Genomic DNA, 22,748 nt, shown 5'->3' with positions numbered 1-22,748 from the left:
CCATGCGCCTGTTTCCCATCTCCGACCTGCACCTCGAGCGCCGGCGCCTCGACGTCATCCCGCGCCCGGCCCGGCCCTTCGACGTGCTGGTCTGTCCCGGCGACCTGCACGAGGGCCGGCCCGAACTGGGGCTCGCGGCCCTGACGACCCTGGCGCAGGGACGCCCGATCGTGCTGGTGCCGGGCAACCACGAGCACTACGCCCCCACCGGCGACCGGCGCACGGCCCCGGAGCTCCTCGCCGCCCTGGAGGCCGAGGTGCTGCGCCTGAACGGGGAGGGAGCCGGCATCCACCTGCTGCAGCGCGGGGCGGCGGTCGTCCTCGACGGCGTCCGTTTCGTCGGCACGACCCTGTGGAGCGACTGGTCGCTGGCCGGCCTCTGGCTCGACGGGACCGTGGCCGACGCGCCGGAGGATCCGGTCGCCTATGCGGCCGCGCGGATGACCGATCCGGTCACCGGCTCGCGGGAATACCGGGGCTCCATCCGCAACGGCGACGGCACGGCCTGGTCGCCCGCCGACGCGATGGCGGCGCATGGGCGGGAGCGCGTCCTGCTGGCCGCCGCCCTGGCGCAGCCCCATGACGGCCCGACCGTCTGCGTCACCCATCATCCAGCGAGCCCGCGCGCGGCCGAGGCGTTCCGCCACGTGGCCGGCGTGCCCTGGTGGGTCCCGGCCTTCTACGCCACCACCGTCCTCGACGACCTGCCCGAGGCGGACCGGCCCGATCTCTGGGTCTCGGGCCACTTCCATGCGGGGCACGACCTGCGGATCGGCCGAACCCGCTGGGTGGCGAACCCGGTGGAGGGGCGGGACTTCTCCGCCGATCACATTCTCACGATCGACTGAGACCGGACGGGCGCCGGTGGCGTACCTGTCGGGCAAGGAAACGCCGGAGCTCGCCCATGAACGCCTTCATCGCCGTGGTCCTCGTCTGCGCCAACGGGATCCCGATCGAGGCCTGCACGGACGACAAGGCGAGCGAGGTCCGCAAGGTCCGCGTCGCCAGCGAGCTCGGCTGCACCAATGGCTGGCAGGAGATCATCGCCCGCACCGACCTGCGGGACGAGGTCGGCAAGACGAGCTACCTCAAGACCGAATGCCGCCGGGTGAAGCAGGCGGACTGACCCGGTGGCGACCGCTGACCCGGTGGCGACCAGCTACTTGTCGTACTTGATGTAGGCGAAGCGCGCATCGGTGGGCGTGCCCTCCAACGCACCGCCCTCCGTGCCGGGCTGCCAGCCGACCACCTCCTCGATCTTGGCGGCCAGGGCGAAATCCTTCTCGGTGATGCCCTTGGCGGCGTGATTGGTCAGCCGCACCTCGACCCAGGCGTAGGAGGCGGTGATGTCCGGGTGGTGCCAGGCGGCCTCGGCGAGGTGCCCCACCGTGTTGATCACCATCAGCGTGCCCTTCCAGCCCGCCGTCTTGTAGGTGCGCCGGATCCAGCCCTCCTCCAGGCGCCAGGCCGGCAACTCGCGCGCGAGGCGCTCCGTGACGGTGGCGTCGTCGATCACGTCGTCCCGCGTGCCGGCCATGGTCTCACCCTCCCTCGAACAGGCATCGTTGCCGAATGTCTGCGCCCGGCCCCGGCGGCGCGCAAGGGATCGTGCCGGGTTCGGAAGAGATCGTGCCCGGCCCGCAAGGTCCCGCGCCCGAAGTGGAAGGGCTTGTCGCTCCGGAAGCGACCATCCGCCCGGACGACTTGCCAATTCGTCCTGTGGACGCCCTGTGCCCGACCACCTATGAAGATTGCCAACCAGCGCCGGCCTTCACGGGACAACCCGAGCGTTCGACTTCGAATCCAGGGAGAGTCCCTCATGCTGTCACGGCGCGGATTGCTCGCGACGGCGGCACTGTTGCCCCTGCCCTGGAGCCTCGTCCGGCCCGCGCGGGCGGCCGGGCCGTCCTTCCGGGTCGGCAGCCTGCCGTTCGGCACGGTTTCGTGGGAAGCGGCGGTGATCAAGGCCCGGGGCCTCGACAGCGCCAACGGCTTCACCCTCGACGTGGTCAAGCTCGCCGGCAACGACGCGGCGCGGATCGCCTTCCTGGGGGGCCAGGTCGACACCATCGTGGGCGACCTGCTCTGGGCCGCACGGCTCGGCAACGAGGGCCGCGCGATCCGCTTCTTCCCCTACTCGACCACCGAGGGTTCGCTGATGGTGCCGGGCGACAGCCCGATCCGGACGCTGGCCGACCTCAAGGGCAAGCGCCTCGGCGTGGCCGGTGGTCCCCTCGACAAGAACTGGCTCCTGCTCAAGGCCCAGGCCCGGGACACCGTGGGCCTCGACCTCGAGACCCAGGCCACCATCGCGTTCGGCGCGCCGCCCCTCCTGGCGCTCAAGCTGGAGCAGGGCGAGCTCGATGCCGGGCTGCTGTACTGGACCTACTGTGCCCGCCTGGAGCCCAAGGGCTTCCGCCGCCTGATCGGTTCGGACGACATCATGCGCGCCTTCGGCGCCACCGGCTCGATGGCCCTGATCGGCTACCTCCTCGACGACGCCACCGTGAAGGACAAGGGCGAGGCGGTGACCGGGTTCGCCCGCGCCTCAAAGGCCGCCAAGGACATCCTCGCCACCGATCCCGCCGCCTGGGACGTGGTGCGCCCCCTGATGTCGGCCGACGACGAGGCCACTTTCCAGGCCCTGAAGCGCGACTTCCTCGCGGGCATCCCGCGCCGGTCCCTCGCCACGGAACGCCGCGACGGCGAGACGCTGTTCACCGTGATGGCCCGGCTCGGCGGCGAGCGCCTGGTCGGCGCCGGCTCGGCGCTCCCCGCGGGCCTGTACTTCGACGGCACCGGCAATGGCTGAGGCCGCTCCGCGCCCGCCCGCCGCACCGCCGACACCCTGACCCGATGGGCTTTGCCACCCGTCTCGCCTCCGTGCTGGTCCTCCTCGCGGGATGGCAGGTTGCGGCCTCGGCCGCGGGCTCGCGGCTGCTGCCGGCACCCCTGGCGATCCTGGACTTCATCGCGCGCGAATCCGCCACCGGCGACCTGTGGTGGAACGTCGGCATCACCCTGGCGCGGGTCGGCATCTCCTTCTTCCTGGCGATGACCCTGGGCGTGCTCCTCGGGATCGCCCTGGGGCGCTCGCGCCGGCTCAACCTCGTCCTCGACACGCCCCTCCTCATCCTCCTCAACACGCCCGCCCTGGTGATCACGGTGCTGGCCTACATCTGGGTCGGCTTGAACGAGGCGGCCGCGATCGTCGCCGTGGTCCTGAACAAGCTGCCGAACGTCGCCGTGATCCTGCGCGAGGGCGCGCGCGGCCTCGACCCGCAGCTGGAGGAGATGGCGCGCAGCTACCGCTTCGACCGGCGGACCTGGATCGCGCACGTGCTGGTGCCGCAGCTCCAGCCCTTCGCGGTGGCGGCGGCCCGCTCGGGCCTGTCGCTCGCCTGGAAGATCGTGCTGGTGATCGAGCTGCTGGGCCGGCCCAACGGCGTCGGCTTCGCGATCAACTACTACTTCGTCCAGAGCCTGAACGTGGCGGCGATCCTCGGCTACAGCATCGTGTTCATGAGCGTGATGATCGCCATCGACATCCTCATTCTCCAGCGGCTCGAAGCCTATGTCCGACGCTGGCGCTGAAGGGATGGCCATGCCCGTCTCCGACACCGCGGATGCCGCCCTGCGGGTCGAGATTCACCGCAAGGTCTATGGCGGCGGCGGCCCGGAGCCCGTGGAGGCGGTGCGCGACCTCGCCTTCACGGTGACGGCAGGCGCCATCACCTGCCTGATCGGCCCCTCGGGGGCGGGCAAGACCACGACCCTGCGCATCCTCCTCGGCCTCGATCCCGATTATGAGGGCCGTGTCACGCCGCCGCCGGACGAAGCCGGCATCGCCATGGCGTTCCAGGAGCCGCGGCTGCTGCCCTGGCGCACCGTCGAGCAGAATGTCCGCCTCGCCCTGCCGCGTCCGGCGCGCGCGCAGAACCTCGACGCCCTGTTCGAGTCCCTCGGACTGACTCCCTGGCGCGGCCGCTACCCGGGCGCCCTCTCGCTCGGCATGGCCCGGCGGGTCTCGCTCGCCCGGGCGCTCGCGCAGAAGCCGCGCATCCTCATTCTCGACGAGCCCTTCGTCTCCCTCGACGACAACGCCGCGGCGTCCCTGCGGGGTTTGGTGGTCGCGGCGGTGGAGGCCTCCGGCATGGGCGTCCTGATGGTCACCCACAACGTCGCCGAAGCCCTCGAGATCGCCGATCGCCTGCTCCTGGTCTCGGGACGGCCGGCGAGCCTCCTGGGCACGATCGCCCTCGACCGACCACGGGGCCAGCGCGACCGCGGCTGGGTGGAGGCGAACCGAGCCTCCCTCGCAGGGCGATTCCCCGGCGTCATCGCAAGCTGATTCGCCCTGGATCGGACGGGGCTCGCGCCCGCATCCGGCGATGTCCCCACTTCTCACAGAGCCTGATGCGGCGAGACCGCGCATCCGATGGGCCGGCCCCCGGGGCTTCCCGGAGGCTGGATCCAGGCAACGCCCGCCACCGAACCAGCGAAGCTCTCAGAAATATAAATCAGAAACTGAATTTTATTTCTCTCTGGCGCGTGAGCGTATCGCCTCATCTACGATCAACACCCCTTCGCCCGCATGCCGCACCTTGCCAAGCTGAGGCTACATGCACCGAACGCATGATGATGGCGCCAAAGTGTTTAAAACGCTTTGTCTTAGCAATTTCAGATATTGCATCGCACAATCCCGTGCCGCGAAGCGTGAGTTTGTCCGAATGTCGCGTGAGGGCTCACGAGGACTTGTGCGAAGCCTGGAAGCACGGGGCGCAAGCGTGTTGACGCCGCCGGAATTTTTCTTAGAGTTCATTCAAGCTTCGGTTTCGAGGGGCGCCGCAAAGGGATAGCGGCCCCTGACTACACAGACCCCGCCCCGGCCTTTCACGGTTCGGACATAAGGGTTTGGCGTCCGCTACCGAGGCGAACCTATCCCTGTCGCAAACAGTCAGATCACGGCGTGATCCTGCGGATTTTCCGCATGATGACGGCTGTAAGATCTGTCGGAGGAATCCATGAGAGCGGTACATCTTCTCGCACTCGGCGCCGGCATGGTCGCTTCGACCACGGCGTTCGCCAACGAAGACGTCCTGAAGCGCACGGCCAACCCGGCCGAGCAGGTCCTTCAGACCGTCGACTACGCCAACACGCGCTATTCGAAGCTCGACCAGATCAACGCCAGCAACGTCAAGCAGCTCCAGGTGGCCTGGACCTTCTCGACCGGCGTGCTGCGCGGCCACGAGGGCTCCCCGCTCGTCGTCGGCAACATGATGTACGTCCACACCCCCTTCCCGAACATCGTCTACGCCCTCGACCTCGACAAGGACGGCGTGATCGTCTGGAAGTACGAGCCCAAGCAGGACCCGTCGGTCATCCCGGTGATGTGCTGTGACACGGTCAACCGTGGTCTCGCCTACGCCGATGGCGCCATCATCCTGCACCAGGCCGACACCACGGTCGTTTCGCTCGACGCCAAGTCCGGCAAGGTGAACTGGTCCGTCGTCAACGGCGACCCCAAGAAGGGTGAGACCAACACCGCCACCGTTCTCCCGGTGAAGGACAAGATCATCGTCGGCATCTCCGGCGGCGAGTTCGGCGTGAACTGCCACGTCACCGCCTACGACGCCAAGACGGGCAAGAAGGTGTGGCGCGGCCACTCCCAGGGCCCCGACGCCGACATGATCATGGATCCCGAGAAGACCACGTCGCTGGGCAAGCCGGTCGGCAAGGACTCCTCGCTGAAGACCTGGGAAGGCGATCAGTGGAAGACCGGCGGCGGCTGCACCTGGGGCTGGTTCTCCTACGATCCCAAGCTCGACCTGATGTACTACGGCTCGGGCAACCCCTCGACCTGGAACCCCAAGCAGCGTCCGGGCGACAACAAGTGGTCCATGACCATCTGGGCGCGTAACCCCGACACGGGCGCCGCCAAGTGGGTCTACCAGATGACCCCGCACGACGAGTGGGACTACGACGGCATCAACGAGATGATCCTCACGGATCAGAAGGTTGACGGCAAGGAGCGTCCGCTCCTGACCCACTTCGACCGTAACGGCTTCGGCTACACCCTCGATCGCGCCACCGGCGAGCTCCTGGTCGCCGAAAAGTTCGATCCGGTCGTGAACTGGGCCTCGAAGGTCGACATGGACAAGGGCTCCAAGACCTACGGTCGCCCGCTCGTCCAGGCCAAGTACTCCACCGAGCAGAACGGTGAAGATACCAACTCCAAGGGTATCTGCCCCGCCGCTCTCGGCACCAAGGACCAGCAGCCTGCGGCCTACTCGCCGAAGACCAACCTGTTCTACGTGCCCACCAACCACGTCTGCATGGACTACGAGCCGTTCCGGGTCTCCTACACCCCGGGTCAGCCCTATGTCGGCGCGACGCTGGCCATGTACCCGGCCCCCAACAGCCACGGCGGCATGGGTAACTTCATCGCCTGGGACGGTGTGAACGGTAAGATCAAGTGGTCGAACCAGGAGCAGTTCTCGGTGTGGTCGGGCGCTCTCGCCACCGCCGGTGACGTGGTGTTCTACGGCACCCTGGAAGGCTACCTGAAGGCTGTCGACTCCAAGACGGGTAAGGAACTCTACAAGTTCAAGACCCCGTCGGGCATCATCGGCAACGTGATGACCTACAGCCACAAGGGCAAGCAGTTCGTCGGCATCCTGTCGGGTGTCGGTGGCTGGGCTGGCATCGGCCTCGCGGCCGGCCTGACCGACCCGAACGCCGGTCTCGGCGCGGTGGGTGGCTACGCTGCTCTGTCGAACTACACCAACCTTGGTGGTCAGCTGACCGTCTTCTCGCTGCCGAACTAATCGGTCGCACGTTACGGTAAGGCCAGGGGTGCCGGCGCGGGTTTCCGCGCCGGCACCTTTGTGATTAGAGTTGGAAGAACAAGATGTGAAACACGCGGCTCGTCAGCCGACGTGGAGTTCCTGGGAGAAACGTCGTTGCATATCATCAGCAAAGCCGCCATCCGTCCTCTCGTGGCGGCCATCGCCCTTGCGTCCGTCTCGACCCTCGCCGTCCAGGCCCAGGATGCGAAGAAGGCTGATCCGGCCCTGGCCAATCAGCTCGATCCGAACGCGCCCGAGAAGGATTCCAAGCTGATCGACAAGTTCGCAGCCGTGAAGGTTGAGGACGGAAAGTATCAGGACGCCGAAGGTCACCCGACCTTCCACATCACCAACGACGGCAAGAAGTTCGACTGGTACGCCTACTCCGGTTACCGTCGCTATCACGCCGAGTGCCATGTCTGTCACGGCCCCGACGCCATGGGTTCGACCTACGCCCCCGCGCTGAAGGACTCGCTGAAGACGATCGGCTACGAGGAGTTCATCGGCATCCTCGCCGGCGGAAAGCGCGACACGCAGGCGGGCCAGGAAAAGGTCATGCCGGCCTTCGGCGACAACAAGAACGTCATGTGCTACGCCGACGACCTGTACGTCTACCTGAAGGCCCGGGCCTCCGGCGCCATGCCGCGCGTCCGTCCGAGCGACAAGGAAGACAAGCCCGAGGCCGCCAAGACGGCCGAGAAGGAGTGCCTGGGCGGCTGATGGCGCGCTCACGCACCCGGACACGTCTCGCCCTCGCGCTCCTGCTGATCTCGGCAGGGGCGCGAGAGGCCGCGGCGCAGTCGCTGCCCGATCTCGTGACCACGGACACCCTGCGGGTCTGCGGAGATCCCGGCAACATGCCGTTCTCCGAGCGCAAGGAAGACGGGTTCGAGAACAAGATCGCGGCGATCATCGCCGACGAGCTCAAGGTCAAGATCCGGTACTACTGGCTGACGCAGGGTCCGGGCTTCGTCCGCAACACCCTCGGAACGGGCCTCTGCGACATCATCATCGGCTCGGCTGCCGGCGGGGAACTCGTCCAGCACTCGAACCCCTATTACCGCTCCGCCTACACGCTGGTCACCCGCACGGGTGAGTTCGACGGGGTGACGCGCCTCGACGATCCCAAGCTGAAGGGCAAGGCCATCGGCGTCATCGGCGGCACGCCCCCGGTCAACCGCATGGGCGAGGTCGGTCTCGTCAGCGCGATGAAGGCCTACGCACCCTACCAGCTCGATCCGGCGCGCAAGCACCAGACCGTCTCGGCCGAAGTCATCGCCGACCTCGCCGAGAAGCGCATCGATGCCGCCATCCTCTGGGGACCGGCCGCCGGCTGGCTCGCCAAGCAGAGCGGCGTGCCGATGACGGTGGTGCCGCTGCTGCAGGAGCCCGACCGGCCGCCGCTCACCTTCCGGATCGCCCTCGGGGTCCGCCTGGAAGAGAACGACTGGAAGCGCACCCTCAACACGATCCTGCGCAAGCGCCGCGCGGACATCGAGAAGGTGCTGCGCGACTTCGACGTGCCGTTGCTGGAGGAAGAGGGCAACAAGCTCCTCGACGCACCCAGCCCCTGATCTTGCCCGCGACGCTTGCGGGCAAGATCAGGGCTGAGGAAACCACGATGGCGGCGGCGGATCGGATCCACCGCCGCCATCGTCGTTCCATGCGTGCTCGCGCTCGACGCCATCCACCAGCACCGAAAGCCCGTGCGCGTCACCGATGACGCGATGGCGGCACGCGAGGCACCCGGTCGACATCCGCACGCGAAGGGAGACCCGGCCCTGATCAGACCCGCTCGATGCCGCTGGCGTCGAGCTTGGCCAGCGCTTCGGTGACCGTCTCCGGCCCGATGCGCAGGGCGGGGGCGATCTCGGCCAGGGGCACCAGCACGAAGGCACGCTCGCGCACGAAGCGGTGCGGCAGCACGAGACGCGCATCCGAGATCGCCGCGCCCTCGTAGGACAGCACGTCGATGTCAATCACCCGCGGGCCCCAGCGGCGCTCGCGCACGCGGCCCATGGCCGCCTCGATGGCGAGGCCCGCCTCCAGGAGTTCGTGCGGGGTCAGGCTGGTCTCGATCCCGATCGCGGCGTTGAGGAACCAGTCCTGATCGGTGTCGCCCCAGGGCGGGGTGCGGTAGTCCGACGAGCGCGCGGTGACGCGGATGCCCGGCGTGGCGGCCAGCCGCGCCACCGCATCGGCCAGGGTCGCCGCCTTGTCGCCGATGTTGCTGCCGAGGCCGAGATAGGCGGCGTGCCAGGCCGATGCGCCGCTCATCGGGCGGCCTCGCGGCGGCGTACGATCTCGATGGCGACGCCGTCGATCACCGCCGGGACCGGCGCGCTCGGCTTGTCCACGCGCACCCGGATCTCGGTGATGGGCGGGTGCCGGTCGAGGATCTCGCCGGCGATGGCCTCGGCCAGGGCCTCGATCAGCGCGAAGCGCCGCTGCGTGGCGATCCGGGTCACGATCTCGGTCAGGTCGGCGTAGCTCACGGTGTGCGCGACGTCGTCGGAGCGCCCGGCCACCCCGAGGTCGAGGCGCACATCGAGGGAGACGTAGAAGCGCTGACCGAGGCGGGCCTCCTCCGGCAGGAGCCCGTGGAAGGCGAAGACCGCGATCCGGTCGACCAGGATACGGTCGCTCATGCGGATCGTCCCATCACGGCGTCGACCACCCGCAGGGCATCGACATGCGGCCGGACATCATGGACGCGCACGATCTGCGCCCCGAGGGTGGCGGCGAGAACGTGGCTGCCGATCGAGCCGAAGAGCCGGTCCACCGGTTTGGTCTCGGCGTCGTGCAGGCGCCCGAGCAGGGATTTGCGGGAGACGCCGACGAGGACCGGAAAGCCGAGGGCCACGATCTCGGGCAGGCGCCGCAGGGCCTCGAGGTGCTGCGCCCAGCTCTTGCCGAAGCCGATGCCGGGGTCGAGCACGATGTCGCCGTCGCGCAGGCCGGCGGTCCGCGCGATGGCCAGCGAGCGCTCGAAGAAGCGCAGCATGTCGGCAACGATGTCGATGGCGGGATCGACGGTCTCGCGGTTGTGCATGATCATCACGGGCGCGCCGTGGTCGGCGGCCACCCGGGCGATATCGGGTTCCCGCTGCAGGCCCCAGACGTCGTTGACGATGCGGGCGCCGGCCGCCAGCGCCACCCGGGCGGTGGAGGCCTTGTAGGTGTCCACCGAGATCGGGACGGGCAGGCGGGGCGCGAGGTCGCGGATCACCGGCAGGATCCGGGCCTGCTCCTCCTCGGCCGAGACCGGCACGTGGCCGGGGCGGGTGGATTCACCGCCGATATCGACCAGGGCCGCGCCTTCCGCCACCAGGGCCTCGGCCTGCGTACGGGCGGCGGCGACATCGTCGAAACGGCCGCCATCGGAGAAGGAATCGGGTGTGACGTTGAGAATGCCCATCACGAGCACGCGCCGACCGAGATCGGGCAGAAGCGTCGTCAGCGGAGCCGGCAGGTCTGGGGGCACGGGATGCTCGGGTTCGAAGGCGGGCGCGTCCGGGGCGCGTCCGCGGCCGGGATGCCGCTGTCTTTGAACGCATTGCCGGATCGGAGCAACGCCCATACCGGGGCCGGCGACGAACGGAGACCGGTCCTGCGTCGCCGACTCGGGGCGGCGACGCTGCGACCTCCAGGAAGCCCGCTCAGGTTCCGCCGCGGTAGCAGCGGATCTCGGCCTCGGCCTGAGCCCGGCGGAGTTCGGCCACCTGGTCGTCGAAGACCTTGGTCGACTTGAACGCGGTGGTGCGCTGGCCGATGCCCTGGCGCAGCGAGAGTACGGTGCTGGCCTGGACGTACTTGTCGTAGGGCAGGAGCGAGGCGAGCGCGTCCAGGGAGCAGGAGCAGCGCGACAGGGATTCGCGCGACTGGCCGTTCGCCGCCATGCAGCCGAAGATGTAATCGGCCCGGGCCTCGGTGGGATAGTCGTTCTCGGGCTCGGCCGCACCCGCCGCACCCGCCAGGAGAGCCGCGGCGCAGGCGCCGACGGCGAGGCGCGGGAGACGCTTAACCAGCGTTCGGATCATAGGTCAGGTTCTCCTGCAGGAGTTCGCCACCGTCGGTGTTCTTGGACTGGGCCTCGATCGAGACGAGCTCGCCGGGTACCGCCGCGGACGTGACGAAGGTGTATTTCAGGTTCTCGAAGCCGCGCATGCGCTCCTTCATCTTGTCGTCGACGAAGGGTTGGGTCTCGATGCGCCAGGCGTCGACCTTCCGGCCCTTGTAGTCGATCTGCGTCGCCGTCACGGTGGCGTTGTCGCGCAGGCCCTTGCGGATGGCGTTCTTGATGTAGCGCGGGTTCGCCATCAGGACGCGGGCGAGGTCCATGAGGTGATGCTCGAGAAAGAGCGTCATCACCGGGTTGCCGGGCATGTCCTCGAACGGGCCGGCCGGGAAGCGGTTGGCGCCGGAGAACATCTCCACCCGGATGTTGCGGTTGTCCGCGGCGTTGCCGGGCTCGACCCCGAGCTTGATCGTGTCGTTCAGGGGCGGCCCGAACGGACCCTTCGAGATGCCGCTGCGGCGCAGGTAATCGTAGGTCAGCTTCGACCCGGGCGGGACGTTCTTCATCTGCGGCTGCTCGAAGAGCAGGTCCGCGGCATTGGGCGCGGTCGCGGTGTTGGCCTTGGTGACGGCGGGCGTCTCGGGCGCCGGGGGCGCGGTCTGGGCGAGCGCGGGCGCGCCCGCGAGCATCACGAACGCGGCAAGTGTGACGGGCTTCAAAGCGGCGCTTCCTCATTCAGCGGCGTACGCACATTGGGCTGCACGTTACTGCCGATGGTCCGGTAGACGTAGTCGGGCGGCGTCTCCGCCGCCTCCTCGGTGGCGAGATCGCGCACCTTGGCGTGAAGCGGCGAGAGGGAGCAGGCCGGGTCGGTGGCCGCCGCATCCCCGGCGAGCGCCAGGGCCTGGCAGCGGCAGCCGCCCCAATCCTTCTCCCGCCGATCGCAGGAGCGGCAGGGCTCCTTCATCCAGTCCGTGCCGCGATAGGCCGTGAAGGCCGGCGAATTTGCCCAGATGTCGCCGAGCGAATGGTCGGACACGTACCAGAATTCGAGGTTCGGAATCGTCTCGGCCGCGTGGCAGGGCAGCACCTTGCCCTGGGGCGTGACGTTCATCAGCTTGCGGCCCCAGCCCCCGGCGCAAGCTTTCGGGTACTTGGCGTAGTAGTCGGGCACCACGAGATCGATGACGAGCTGGCCCTTCAGGCGTTCACGGGCGGCCTCGACGATGCGGATCGAGCGATCGACCTCGGCCTTGTTCGGCATCAGGGCGGCGCGGTTGACGTAGGCCCAGCCGTAATACTGGGTGTGAGCGACTTCCAGGCGCTTGGCCCCGAGCTTCACCGCGAGGTCGATGAAGCCCTCGACCTCGTGGATGTTGCCCCGGTGGATCACCGAATTCAGCGTCAGCGGCAAGCCGAGCTGGGTCACCCGCTCGGCGAAGGCGAATTTCTGCGGCTGCGCGTTCTTGAGGCCGCCGATCTTCTCGGCATTGGCCGCATCGACGCCCTGCACCGAGAGCTGCACGTGGTCGAGGCCGGCGTCGTAGAGCGCGTCGAGCTTCTGCAGGGCGCCCCCGACCCCGGAGGTGATGAGGTTGGAATACAGCCCCAGTTTCGCGCAGGTCGCGGTGATCTCGACGATGTCGTTGCGCGCCGTCGGCTCGCCGCCCGAGAGGTGGACGTGCAGCACGCCGAGACCCGCCGCCTCCGTCAGCACCCGCTGCCAGGTCGCGGTGTCGAGCTCGCCCGAGCGCCGGTCGAGTTCGAGCGGGTTCGAGCAGTAGGGACAGCGCAGGGGACAGCGGTGGGTGAGCTCCGCGAGGAGCCCGACCGGGGCCGGCAGGGTGGGGGCGTTCGGCGTGATCGCGTTCATCGCTCTAGGACCCGTTTCGTGGCCAGATCGTTCAGCATCACGAGGATGTCGGCCTCGATCACGGCGGGGTCCGCCGTGAATGTCTCGCCCAGCAGGACGGCGATGTCCCGCACGCTGCGCTGCCCGTCGACCCGTTCGAGCACCGCCACCGCGTTGGCGTCGAGATCGAAGGTGCGCTCCGGCGCCAGGAGGACGTGCTGGTTGCGCACGGCGTCGTGGCGCAGGCGCACGCCGCGGGGCAGGCGCGGCACGTCCTGCGCCGTGAGGGTGCCGGTCCCGGCCGCCTGCGACACCGCCGGCTCGGGCACCAGCCCGGTGCCGGGGGTCCAGGCGTCGGGCGGGATCAGGCCGGGGGCGACGTAGGCGAAGTAGAGGGCGTCGAGCTGGGTCCAGAGCACGTTGCACTTGAACGTCAGCGCGTCCATCGCCTGGCGCTGCAGGGCCGGCGTGGTGGCGTGCTCCTTGACGTAGGCGATGGCGAAGTCCGCGTCGCGCGGAGCCTGGGTCAGGCGCTTGTCGAAGTAGGCCAGCGTGTCCTTGGTGATGAAGTCGTAGTTCTTCAGCATCCCGGCCACCCGTTCCGAGATGATGGTCGGCGAGAACATCTCGGTCAGCGAGGAGGCGATCGCCTCGAGGAGCGAGCGCTCCTTGACGAAGTGCACGTAGGCATCGACCGAGAACCGGGTGGCCGACAGGATGCCGTGGGTCGATTCCACGTAGTCGCGGGCAAAGCCCACGCCCTCGGCGAGCTTGAGCCAGCGCTCGATGCCGCCGTCGCCGGGCGCGTCGCCGTCATGGTCGACGATGCGCTGGCGCCAGACCCGGCGCAGGGACGCGTCGGTCATGCGGGCGAGCACGGCGGCGTCCTTCACCGGGATCATCGCCTGGTAGTAGTAGCGATTCAGCGCCCAGGCCCGGACCTGATCCTTGTTGAGCTTGCCGTCGTGCAGCAGGCGGTGGAACGGGTGCAGGTTGTGGTAGCGGCGCGCACCGATGTCGCGCAGGGCCGCCTCCAGCTCCTCGGGCGAGAGCAGGCGCTGGGCCTCGTCGGTCTTCGGGGTGGGGAAGGGCGCGGTCATGGCGTGGCTCGCGGATCAGCGTGGAGCGGTTTTAGGAACTTTTCTTATCAATCGCGCCGCGCCCCGTGAAGGCCGCGGGCGCACCGACGCAATTCAATCGGACACAATGTATGTCGTCGGCACTAAACTGCCAGATGGACGCCTCACGAAAGGGTCAGCGTCAAACCGTCATGGGCCACGGTCCAGCCCGCGGCCTCGACCTCGCGCCGCGCGTCGGACCCTTCGACCAGCACCGGGTTGGTGTTGTTGATGTGGACGAAGACACGGTGGCCGATCGCGACGTCGGACAGGGCCGCGATGGAGCCGCCCGCGCCGGTCATCGGCACGTGGCCCATGCGCCAGCCGGTCTTGGTGCCGACACCGGCGCGGATCATGTCGTCGTCGAGGAGAACGGTCCCGTCGAACAGCAGGGCGTCGACCCCGGCGATGCGGGCCTTCAGATCCGCGGTGACGCGGGCGCAGCCCGGGATGTAGGCGAGCCGACGCCCGCCGGCCTCGATCATCGCACCGACCGTGGTCTCGGTCTCGGCGCCGATCTCCAGGGTCTCGTCCTCGAGCCACAGGGGCACCTTGCCGGGGACCGCGAACAGGGTGACGTGCAGGCCCGGCACCGGCTCGAAGCGCCGGTCGAGGGCGATCGGCTCGCGGGCGACGACGCCCGCCGCCATCACGTCGAACACCCGGTTGGCGTTGACCGAATCGAGGATCCCGGCGGTGCCGTAGAGGATGAAGGGCTGGCCCTCGCGCAGGGTCAGCAGGCCGGCGACGTGGTCGACGTCGCCGTTGGTCAGCAGCACGGCATGGATCGGCGAGTGCCGCAATCCGGTGCGCGGGTGCATCGCAGGATTGTCGAACAGCTGCTGGCGGATATCGGGAGAGGCGTTCACCAGGAGCCAGCGCTCTCCATCGGGGGAGACGGCGATGCTCGACTGGGTCCGCGGCCTGACGCGGGTCTCGTCCTCGCGGGCGAGGGCGCAGATCGGGCAGCGGCAATTCCACTGGGGAAGGCCGCCGCCCGCGGCTGAACCGAGGATCAGGACATGCATGGTGGAACCGACGCTGCCTTGGGACCCTCGGGTTCGGCGAAACTTAGTTGAAGGTGTCGATCTCAGCCGACTCGTAGCTGGTGACTTCCATGCCGACGCAGATCTCGGAAACGATGGGGGCAGCCCAGGTCATGGTGTTTCTCCTGAAAGTTTCTTCTGAACGTCAGCAGCATCCCGATCGCCTCTAAGAAGATCGTAAGACACTGACGGCGCAGTGATTTCTGTCGCCGCGCTGGTATCGACAATTTGGCCCGGCAGTTCAAGCGCTAAATTGCCGGTTTCTCCCGTCCACCCCCGCGAATCCGCGACCGGCCTTAACGCGGCGTGCCCGTTTCAGTGCCGGAAATCCTGTCCCTTCAGGTCCAGCATGAAGCCCCGGCCCCGCACCGTGACGATGACCGGGCCGCCGAGGCGGACGAAGTCGGACAGCTTGGTCCGCAGGTAACCCACGTAGACATCGACGACATTCAGCGAGAGGCCGCCCTGGCCGGCCCAGAGCTTGTCGAAGATGTCGCCCCGCGAGACCGGGTGGTTGGCGTTGTCCATCAGCAGGGCGAGGAGCTCGGCCTCCCGCGGGGTGAGGCGCGCCGTCGCATCCGCGAAGCCCACCTGCCGGACGGTCAGGTCGAGCATCAGCTTGCCGGCCGTGACCAGGGTGCGGGGCTCCTCCGAGGCTTTGCGGCGGAGCAGGTGGGTCTGGAGGCGGGCCAGGAGCTCGTCGAAGACGAAGGGCTTCACGATGTAGTCATCGGCCCCGAGGGCCAGGCCCTCGGCGCGGTCGCGGACCTCGTCCCGGGCGGAGAGGAAGAGAATAGGCCCCGGATAGCCGCCCTCGCGCAGGGAGCGGCAGACGTCGTGGCCGGAGCCGTCCGGCAGGGTGATGTCGAGAACCACCGCCTCGGGCGCCTCGGCGCGGGCGGCCGCGAGGGCGTCGTCGACCCGTCCGGCGACGCCGACGGAGAAGCCCTCCGCCTCGAGGCCGCGGGCGAGCATGGCGCGGATGTCGCTGTCATCCTCGACGATCAGTACACGCGTCATGCCACGGTCTCCTGGGCGCCCGTCGGGTGAGGCGAGGGGGGATGCTCGGCGTCGCTGGCGGGCAGCGCGGGCAGGTCGAGGGCAACCTGCGCACCGCGCCCGCCCGGACCCGCCCCGAGGCGGATGGTGCCATCATGACGCTCCACGACCCAGCGCGCCAGGGCCAGTCCGATGCCGAAGCCGGCCTCGCCCGTGGGGCTGTCGCGGCGGAAGCGCTCGAACAGGCCGTCGCCGAGATCGGGGAAGCCCGGCCCGTCGTCGGTGATCGTCACGACCGCGTGCCCCCCGTCCGCCCGCGCCAGGGCGACCACCACCCGGGTGAGCCCGGTGGCGTGGCGCAGGGCGTTGTCGATCAGGCTCTCGACCACCTGGCGCAGCCATTCCCGGTCGGCGAGCAGCATCGGGTCGGTCTCGGCCGGATCGAGGCTCAGCGCCACGCGGCGGCGGGCGGCCTCCGAGGCCATGCCGTCGACGGCCTCCGCCAGGATCTCCCCCGCGCCCACCGGGCGCCGATCGAGCTCGATCTGCCCGGATTCGGAGCGGGCCACGCGCAGCAGGTCCTCGACCCGGCGCTTCAGGCGCAGGGCGCGCTTGCGGATGGTGGCGAAGACGGGGGTGACGTCGACCTGCCGCCCGGCCGAGCGGGCCGCGATGTCGCACTCGCCGAGGATGACGGTCAGGGGCGTGCGCAGCTCGTGGCTGACATCGGCGAAGAAGCGCCGGCGGGAGCGATCCACCGCCTCCAGCCGGGCATTGGCGGCGCGCAGGTCGAGGGTGCGGGCCGCCACCGTGTCCTCCAGGGCCGCGCGGTCGGCGGCGAGCCGGCCCTCGCGCCGGGCGAGGCGGGCGGCCATGCGGTTGAAGTTCGCCACCAGCAGGCCGAGCTCGTCCCGGGTGGCCACCGAGAGGCGGGTGTCGAGCTCGCCCCGGCCGACGGCGCTGGCGGCCCGGCGGACCGCCTCGATCCGGGCCAGCACCGGACGGGTCACCGCCCGGTAGAGCAGGAGCACGATGGCGAGCGCCCCCGCCACCGCGGCCAGCGAGGCGACCCGCAGGGTGCTGGAGAGCGCGCGCGCCGCGTCGGAACCGGCGATCATCGAGCGCCGCTCCACCTCGATCAGGAAGGACAGGGGCTGCCCCGTCATGGCGCCGAAACCGTTCAGGGCCCCCCGGATCGCCGCCTTGCGCGACTCGTCCTCGGACTGCCGCAGCACCTGGGTCACCTGCCGGTCGAGGACCGCGCGGGCGGCGCGCAGCTGTGCCAGGGGCCGGGTACGGGCGGCGTACTGGGTGCGGTCGAGGGGGTCGTCGCTGGACGCAATGGAACGCCCCAGGGCCTCGTCCACCGCCACCAGGGCGCGGTCGACGTTGGTGCGCGCCACCGCCAGGCCTTCCGGCTGCGCGTCCGGGTTGCTCACCGCCTCCAGGGCGGCCAGGCCGTACTGAGTCATGCGCCCCGACAATTCGACGAGGAGTTCGAGCCGTCCCTGGGCGGCGAGCGTCCGGTCGATGGTGCGCTCGGCCGCGCTGATCGAGGCGAGGACCCCGAGGGCGGCCAGGACGACGAGGAGCGCGGTGGCGCCGAGGAGCAGCGCGAACCGGACCTTCAGCGAGCGCATGGATTTGCCGCCGTGGTGACTGCCGCCGTGGTGACTGCCACTATGATGACTGCCGGCCGCCCGAAACCGGCATGCGGCGTGATCAGGCGATCCGAGGCGCGCCGTCGCATCCGGTTTGAGGTGGCCAGCATGGTCTTGCCAGTTCTTCCCGATCCCGCCGCCAGACATCCCCGCGGACCACCGGCCCTGCGTGCGCGTCTGATCTGTCCGACGGCTCGGGCGATCTTGTCGTCACCGGGGAGCCGTCAGGATCTCTAGGCTTTGGGCCGCCCCAGCCGCAAGCACAGCGTCGTTCCGCGCCCGGCGCCGACCCTCAGAGATCGCGCGGCTGGCTGCCCCGGACGGCGCATCGCCACCGGGTGACGTGCCATTCCGGGTGCTCCTCCTGCCACTTGGCGATGGCACTCTGGGAATTGCGCAGGCAGATGAAGGGGCTGCGCGCCTCGTAGGAGAGGTCGATCTTGTCCTCGCGGCATTGCGAGGGCTGCGACAGGAGACAGATCGAGAGCAGGATGAGCATGGGGACGCCGGGTTCGCGCGGGACTGGCGCGGGGCATCCGGCACTATGGTGCCGCCCCGCGGCCGACGATGGTCGTCCGATCGGGAGGATTGTGCAAGCCCGGGGGACGGATCCTCCGGGCCCGCGGGCGGGGCCGGCCTCAGGCCGCCGCCACCCACACTTCGCCCTTGCCCAGGGTCGCGAGGTCGCCCGAGTAGCGCGTGAGCGCCCCGGCCGCGAGGTCGGCATGGGCCGGGCTCAGGGGCCGGAGCGAGCGGGCCAGGAGGCGCAGGAACACGAGATCGTGCGTGCCCGTCTCGACGAAGCTCGGGCTCAACGCGCCGACGCCGCCGGCCAGGATGGTGCCCCGGCGCATGCCGAAGCCCGGATGGTCGCCGAGGTGCATGGCCGCGATGGTGCCGGCGATCATCCGCGCGCCCGCATAGGCGCCGGCCCGGCCCACCAGGATCAGGCCGCGGCGCATGCGGTCGCCGAGATAGTCCCCGGCGGCGCCGTGGATCACCAGGGTGGCGCCGTCGAGGCCCGCCTTGGCGGCGTAGACCGCGCCGCCCGCGTGATCGCCGGCATCGCCCTCGATCGTGATCGTGCCGCCGGTGGCGCCCGAGCCCGCGAAGGGACCGGCCGACCCCGTGACGGTGACGGAGCCCGACTGCATGCCCGCGCCGAGGCGCTGGCCGACATCGCCGACCACCCGGATGCGGCCGCCGCTGAGCGCGGCGCCGACCCGGTCGAGGCGCGACGAGCCCCCCTCGATGACGAGGTCGTCCGAGCCGTCGAGGGCGAGGGTGAAGCAGTCGCCCAGCGTCAGGCCGCGCCGGCCGGTGCCGACGGGGAGCCTGGCCGCCTCGGCCTCGCTGAGGCCGCGCAGGGACAGCGGGGTGACGTGCAGGAGATCGAGCCGCTCCGGCGGCTCCTGGCGCAGGGTGAGGGTGCTCATGCCGCTCCAGCCTCGCTGCCCGGCTCCTTCGAGAGCAGGTTCTTCAGGTGATAATGGTGGCGGCCGAGATTGCCGCCGTAATTGCCGGCCGTGACGGCCACGAGGCCGTGGGCGGCCCCGGCCTCGGTGGCCGCGTGCAGGGCGGCGCGCATGGACTCGGCGACGCCGTCGGAGGTCAGCGCGTCGATCACGATCTCCAGCACGACGCCGACCTCGGCCGAGAGCTCGGTGCCGGCCCGGCCCTTCAGGGTCGGGCAATAGGCGTCGTTGGTCGACGCCATCATGCCCTTGGTGCGGGCGCCCACCTTCGAGCCGGAGCGCACGATGCCGCCCGGGAAGGGCAGGATCGCGCCCGGCACCGCGCGGGCGGCCTCGACCGCGATCTCGGCGACCTTGAGGGTGTCGGCGTGCTTGCGCCCGAGGAACAGCAGGTTGCCGCCGCCGACGGCCCCGTCCACCGCGCGGACGAAGTCCTCGCACAGGAACTCACCGTCCATGACGGGGATGCGCCAGTAGCGCCGGGCCTTGCCGGTCACCGGGTCGGTCAGGCGCTTGGCCACGGCGAAGCCGTCGCCGAAGTAGCGGATCGCGCCGCCGAGCTTGATCTTCGTCGGCCCGTCGACGCCCGCGTAGCAGGCGGTGCCCGGGCAGGTCAGGATGCACTGGCCGACCCGCTTGAGGAGCTGGTCCTTGAGGCCGTTCGGCTCGAAGCCGAACAGCAGCAAGCGCACGCCGGGGCGCCCGTCCGGGGTCTCCTCCGGGGAGAGCTCGCAGTCGATCCCGGCCTCGGCGCCGCAGCCGATCACCGAGGTGGCGAAGCCGGTCATCACGGTGGCGGCGATCATCGCCCATTTGGGGGTGTCGTTGGTGATGATGATCGCCGTTCCGGCGACGTCGAACGCCTCCGCGAAGGTGTCGATCACCGGAATGCCGTTGAGGGTGAGGTCCGTCATCTCAGTCACCCATCCCTACGCGACGCCCGTCCACAGCCGGCATGTTTCTCGGGCCCGACATGTTTCTCAGGCCCGACATGTTCTTCATGGGCGACATGCGACCTCCGCGAACACATCCGGCTTCGGGAAGGCCTCGTCGGGCACCGCGAAGCTCTTGAGGCCGGTGCCGAAGCGGTCCTGCAGGTAGGTCTCGGAGCGGGCCACCATCGCCTTGTCGGACTCGACGGCGAGTTCCAGGGTGCGGCCCGAGCGCCAGGCCACGACTTCGCCCTCTTCCACGATGGTCTCGCCGTCCTTGAGCACCAGCTTGGCGCGGGCGAACATGGCGGTGCGATCCGGGTCGTCGCGATAGACCGCGACGTCGGCCCGGGCGCCCTCGCGCAGGTGGCCGCGATCGGCGAGGCCGAGGAGCTTGGCGGGCCCCGAGCGGGTCAGCTGGGCGATCTCCGAGAAGCTGTACTCGCGCTCGATGGCGCAGAGGCCGGAGCGCTCGGCGATGACCTTGTGCAGGCCGGCGATCTCGCGGTCGCGCTCCTCCTTGTCCATCAGGAAGTGGATGATCCGCGGATAGTCGGTGAAGGGACCGCCGTTCGGGTGGTCGGTGGTCAGGATGGTGCGCTCCGGCTCCTTGGACAGGAGCATCAGCTCGAGGCCGATCGCCCATTGCAGGGAGCTCACCGGTCCGCGCGGCTTGTAGAGGAACGGCACCACGCCGCCGCCCTCCGCGTCGCCCGCGGTGAGGATCCACTTCTTCGGGTTGGCGCCCTTGCGGCCCGCGAACTGGCGCAGGATGTCGAGCGAGATCGTCACGGTCTGGCCGAAGGCGACCTGGCCGACGTCGTAGGTCGCGTTCGGGTGCGCCTCCATGGCCTCCGTGATGCGCTCCGCCGCCGAGCGGAAGCCGCCGGTCAGGGGGTTCTCGGGATCGGCGACGCCGTAGCCGTAGAACTGGGCGTGGGCGAAGTGGATGCGCCGCCCTTCCGCGGCCTCCAGGGTGTCCACGAAGGACTCGTCGGCGCCCGGGATGCCGAGGTTGTTGCAGTGGACGTGCAGCGGGTGCGGCACGCCGATCTCCTCGACCGCGTCGAGGAGCGCCCCCATGATCTTGCGGGTGGAGAGGCCGTAGACCGGGATCTCGTCGTCGAGGCTGAGCTTCAGCATCCCGTCCTTGAAGGCCGAGGCGCCGCCCGCGTTGATGCACTTGACGCCGAGGCCCCGCGAGGTCGCCACCGAGAGGGCGACGAGGTCGCGCACCGCCGCCTTGCCCTCGCGCGCCCGCAGGAGCTGGAGCAGGTGGTCGTCGTTGCCCATCACCGTCAGGGCGCCGCGGTCCAGGAGCGGGATGTCGGCGAGCTCGAGCTGGGTGGCCAGCGCGTTGGCGGGCGGCATCGCGGGCTCGACCGCCAGGGTGTAGCCCATCCGCGCGTAGTTCGCACCGATCCAGGCGGCCGAGCCGCCCGCATGGGCGAAGGGATGGCCCTCGGGGGCGGCCTCGCTGGCGTAGAGCTCGGGCAGGAGCAGCCGGCTCATCACCACGTTGCCGCCGGCGATGTGCGAGTGCACCTCGACGCCGCCGGCCATCACCACGCAGCCGGTGGCGTCGATGGTCCGGTCGGGCGCGCGCTCGGAGGCGGCCACCACGCGGCCGTTCTCGATCCAGACCTCGCCGACCGCGTCGCGGCCGGCCGTCGGGTCGACGACCCGGCCTCCGTGAATCCGGATCAGCATGCGGCGCCCTTCTTCTGCCCGAGGCGTTGTTGGATACGATCTTGGATGGCGGTCAGGATGCCGGCCGCGCTCAGCTCGGCCGTCGGGCCGAAAGCCGGCGCGTAGGTGATCGCGGCCCGGCGCTCGTCCCACAGGCTGCCGCCGGCGGTCTCGCCCGGTACGCCCACGGCGAAGACCACGTCGGCGACGTCGCCGCCGGCCTCGGGGCTGCCGACGCCCACGATGGCGACGCTCGGCAGGGTGCCGAGCCAGTCGGGACGGGGGGCGGGGAGGGAGGCGAGCCAGAGGGCGGCGTCGGCCTCGCCGGCGGCGATCTGGCGGGCGCTGTCGAAGCGCCACGGATCGTGCTCGGGCACGTGCCGGCCGAAGCCGACCCGGGGCGCCTGGCCGGTGGTCCAGGCGGCGAGTTGCAGGAGGGCGCGGCCCTGGAAGGGGTCGGACAGGGGCAGGCCGAAGAAGCGCGTGACCTCGTTGAGGTCCTTGATCATGCCCTGGAGCATCTCGACGCCGAGCTCGCCGGTCTCGGCCGGGTCGTAGAGGACGACGCCGTACTGGGCGGTGCTGAGCCGCCGGGCGAGATCGGCATAGGCCGCCTCGCCGCCGAGATTGCCCTTCAGGAAGGCGCGCAGGTGCGCGATCGAGACCGCGAGGCCGCCGGCCTCGGCCGGGTAGGCCACGTGCCGGGTGGCGCCGTTGCGCGGGCCGCCCAGCGACAGGATCACCCGCTCGGAGCCGGCGGCGCGGCCCCGGGTCGCCTGCGCCCCGGCGATGTCCTGGACGATCGGACGATCCCACGGGACGTTGCCGACGATGAGGACCGCGTCGGCCCGGCCGACGGCCTCGGCGGGCGTCGTCGTCATGGCGCCGGTGCGGCTCAAGGGACCGAGCTCGGCGTAGAGGCTCGGACCGGCCACGGGGTCGACGGAGGCCCCGATGGCGTCGGCGAGATGATAGGCCGCGCGCACCGCGCTCAACTCGGCGCAGAGGCCCGCCAGGACAGCATTCTGCGCTGAAGCGAGGAGCGTGGCGGCGGCCTCCACCGCCGCGTCCGCATCCGTCGCACCACCCTTCACCCAGGCCGCCATGCGT

25 protein-coding genes are annotated in these 22,748 nt (G+C 70.0%); 8 read left to right on the top strand and 17 right to left on the bottom strand.

What is annotated here, in order from left to right:
• Positions 1 to 2 precede the first annotated feature (2 nt).
• Both AC0IY1_RS07320 and AC0IY1_RS07315 read left to right on the top strand, forming a co-directional pair.
• Positions 3 to 848, top strand: coding sequence for a metallophosphoesterase (locus AC0IY1_RS07320; protein ID WP_103710184.1), 846 nt, complete (start codon positions 3 to 5; stop codon positions 846 to 848).
• A gap of 56 nt (positions 849 to 904) precedes the next feature.
• Positions 905 to 1,126, top strand: coding sequence for a hypothetical protein (locus AC0IY1_RS07315; RefSeq protein WP_471768738.1), 222 nt, complete (start codon positions 905 to 907; stop codon positions 1,124 to 1,126).
• Positions 1,127 to 1,159: 33 nt separating this feature from the next.
• Here AC0IY1_RS07315 and AC0IY1_RS07310 read toward each other — a convergent pair whose 3' ends face one another.
• The gene (locus tag AC0IY1_RS07310; protein WP_471768736.1) at positions 1,160 to 1,537 is read right to left on the bottom strand and encodes a 4a-hydroxytetrahydrobiopterin dehydratase; all 378 of its coding nucleotides are present in this window, start codon (positions 1,535 to 1,537) and stop codon (positions 1,160 to 1,162) included.
• A gap of 282 nt (positions 1,538 to 1,819) precedes the next feature.
• Between AC0IY1_RS07310 and AC0IY1_RS07305 the strand changes: the two genes are divergently transcribed.
• The 6 genes from AC0IY1_RS07305 (at position 1,820) to xoxJ (ending at position 8,422) form a co-directional block, all read left to right on the top strand.
• Positions 1,820 to 2,812, top strand: coding sequence for an ABC transporter substrate-binding protein (locus AC0IY1_RS07305; RefSeq protein WP_471768734.1), 993 nt, complete (start codon positions 1,820 to 1,822; stop codon positions 2,810 to 2,812).
• A gap of 44 nt (positions 2,813 to 2,856) precedes the next feature.
• Entirely contained in the window at positions 2,857 to 3,594 is a 738-nt protein-coding gene (locus AC0IY1_RS07300) for an ABC transporter permease (RefSeq protein WP_055949571.1), read from the top strand.
• A complete protein-coding gene (locus AC0IY1_RS07295; protein ID WP_471768732.1) occupies positions 3,575 to 4,351 on the top strand; it encodes an ABC transporter ATP-binding protein in 777 nt (258 codons plus the stop codon). The genes AC0IY1_RS07300 and AC0IY1_RS07295 overlap by 20 nt, the downstream gene beginning before the upstream one ends.
• 673 nt (positions 4,352 to 5,024) lie before the next feature.
• Positions 5,025 to 6,827, top strand: coding sequence for a lanthanide-dependent methanol dehydrogenase XoxF1 (gene xoxF1, locus AC0IY1_RS07290; RefSeq protein WP_103710182.1), 1,803 nt, complete (start codon positions 5,025 to 5,027; stop codon positions 6,825 to 6,827).
• A 135-nt stretch (positions 6,828 to 6,962) separates the two neighbouring features.
• A complete protein-coding gene (locus AC0IY1_RS07285; RefSeq protein ID WP_156375633.1) occupies positions 6,963 to 7,568 on the top strand; it encodes a c-type cytochrome, methanol metabolism-related in 606 nt (201 codons plus the stop codon).
• Positions 7,568 to 8,422 carry a rare earth element methanol dehydrogenase accessory protein XoxJ gene (xoxJ, locus tag AC0IY1_RS07280; RefSeq protein WP_103710180.1) on the top strand — a complete coding sequence of 285 codons (855 nt, stop codon included), beginning with the start codon at positions 7,568 to 7,570 and terminating at the stop codon, positions 8,420 to 8,422. The genes AC0IY1_RS07285 and xoxJ overlap by 1 nt, the downstream gene beginning before the upstream one ends.
• 211 nt (positions 8,423 to 8,633) lie before the next feature.
• Here xoxJ and folK read toward each other — a convergent pair whose 3' ends face one another.
• The 16 genes from folK to AC0IY1_RS07200 form a co-directional block, all read right to left on the bottom strand.
• Complete coding sequence (gene folK / locus AC0IY1_RS07275) at positions 8,634 to 9,125, bottom strand: 2-amino-4-hydroxy-6-hydroxymethyldihydropteridine diphosphokinase (protein ID WP_103710179.1); 492 nt, start codon at positions 9,123 to 9,125, stop codon at positions 8,634 to 8,636.
• Positions 9,122 to 9,496 (bottom strand): dihydroneopterin aldolase, encoded by a 375-nt coding sequence (gene folB, locus AC0IY1_RS07270; RefSeq protein WP_471768730.1) that lies wholly within the window; start codon positions 9,494 to 9,496, stop codon positions 9,122 to 9,124. The genes folK and folB overlap by 4 nt, the downstream gene beginning before the upstream one ends.
• Positions 9,493 to 10,266, bottom strand: a complete 774-nt coding sequence (folP, locus tag AC0IY1_RS07265; RefSeq protein WP_244477280.1) for a dihydropteroate synthase — start codon at positions 10,264 to 10,266, stop codon at positions 9,493 to 9,495. Before folP ends, folB begins: the two co-directional genes overlap by 4 nt.
• Positions 10,267 to 10,507: 241 nt before the next feature.
• Complete coding sequence (locus AC0IY1_RS07260) at positions 10,508 to 10,888, bottom strand: hypothetical protein (RefSeq protein WP_055951558.1); 381 nt, start codon at positions 10,886 to 10,888, stop codon at positions 10,508 to 10,510.
• Positions 10,869 to 11,555, bottom strand: coding sequence for a hypothetical protein (locus tag AC0IY1_RS07255; protein WP_055951601.1), 687 nt, complete (start codon positions 11,553 to 11,555; stop codon positions 10,869 to 10,871). Before AC0IY1_RS07255 ends, AC0IY1_RS07260 begins: the two co-directional genes overlap by 20 nt.
• Positions 11,556 to 11,581: 26 nt before the next feature.
• The gene (gene pqqE, locus AC0IY1_RS07250) at positions 11,582 to 12,739 is read right to left on the bottom strand and encodes a pyrroloquinoline quinone biosynthesis protein PqqE (RefSeq protein ID WP_055951555.1); all 1,158 of its coding nucleotides are present in this window, start codon (positions 12,737 to 12,739) and stop codon (positions 11,582 to 11,584) included.
• Positions 12,736 to 13,818 (bottom strand): pyrroloquinoline-quinone synthase PqqC, encoded by a 1,083-nt coding sequence (pqqC, locus tag AC0IY1_RS07245; protein WP_055951552.1) that lies wholly within the window; start codon positions 13,816 to 13,818, stop codon positions 12,736 to 12,738. The genes pqqE and pqqC overlap by 4 nt, the downstream gene beginning before the upstream one ends.
• Before the next feature lie 143 nt (positions 13,819 to 13,961).
• The gene (pqqB, locus tag AC0IY1_RS07240) at positions 13,962 to 14,864 is read right to left on the bottom strand and encodes a pyrroloquinoline quinone biosynthesis protein PqqB (protein WP_471768728.1); all 903 of its coding nucleotides are present in this window, start codon (positions 14,862 to 14,864) and stop codon (positions 13,962 to 13,964) included.
• A 43-nt stretch (positions 14,865 to 14,907) separates the two neighbouring features.
• Entirely contained in the window at positions 14,908 to 14,997 is a 90-nt protein-coding gene (gene pqqA, locus AC0IY1_RS07235; protein ID WP_055889187.1) for a pyrroloquinoline quinone precursor peptide PqqA, read from the bottom strand.
• A gap of 200 nt (positions 14,998 to 15,197) precedes the next feature.
• Positions 15,198 to 15,902, bottom strand: a complete 705-nt coding sequence (locus tag AC0IY1_RS07230) for a response regulator transcription factor (protein ID WP_055951546.1) — start codon at positions 15,900 to 15,902, stop codon at positions 15,198 to 15,200.
• Positions 15,899 to 17,521: a sensor histidine kinase gene (locus AC0IY1_RS07225; RefSeq protein ID WP_471768726.1), complete on the bottom strand. Its 1,623-nt coding sequence runs from the start codon at positions 17,519 to 17,521 to the stop codon at positions 15,899 to 15,901. The genes AC0IY1_RS07230 and AC0IY1_RS07225 overlap by 4 nt, the downstream gene beginning before the upstream one ends.
• A gap of 313 nt (positions 17,522 to 17,834) precedes the next feature.
• On the bottom strand, positions 17,835 to 18,041 hold the full coding sequence (locus tag AC0IY1_RS07220) for a hypothetical protein (RefSeq protein WP_055951540.1): 207 nt from the start codon (positions 18,039 to 18,041) through the stop codon (positions 17,835 to 17,837).
• 139 nt (positions 18,042 to 18,180) lie between these two features.
• Positions 18,181 to 18,978, bottom strand: coding sequence for a formylmethanofuran dehydrogenase subunit C (locus tag AC0IY1_RS07215; protein ID WP_055951538.1), 798 nt, complete (start codon positions 18,976 to 18,978; stop codon positions 18,181 to 18,183).
• Positions 18,975 to 19,931 carry a formylmethanofuran--tetrahydromethanopterin N-formyltransferase gene (gene fhcD, locus AC0IY1_RS07210; RefSeq protein ID WP_471768725.1) on the bottom strand — a complete coding sequence of 319 codons (957 nt, stop codon included), beginning with the start codon at positions 19,929 to 19,931 and terminating at the stop codon, positions 18,975 to 18,977. The genes AC0IY1_RS07215 and fhcD overlap by 4 nt, the downstream gene beginning before the upstream one ends.
• Before the next feature lie 84 nt (positions 19,932 to 20,015).
• Positions 20,016 to 21,659 (bottom strand): formylmethanofuran dehydrogenase subunit A, encoded by a 1,644-nt coding sequence (locus AC0IY1_RS07205; RefSeq protein ID WP_471768724.1) that lies wholly within the window; start codon positions 21,657 to 21,659, stop codon positions 20,016 to 20,018.
• On the bottom strand, positions 21,653 to 22,744 hold the full coding sequence (locus AC0IY1_RS07200) for a formyltransferase (RefSeq protein ID WP_471768722.1): 1,092 nt from the start codon (positions 22,742 to 22,744) through the stop codon (positions 21,653 to 21,655). The genes AC0IY1_RS07205 and AC0IY1_RS07200 overlap by 7 nt, the downstream gene beginning before the upstream one ends.
• Between the last annotated feature and the right edge of the window lie 4 nt (positions 22,745 to 22,748).

Source organism: Methylobacterium sp. AC690, assembly GCF_979256535.1.
Note: the sequence above shows the minus strand (reverse complement) of the source record. Positions and strands in the feature narration are given on the sequence as shown.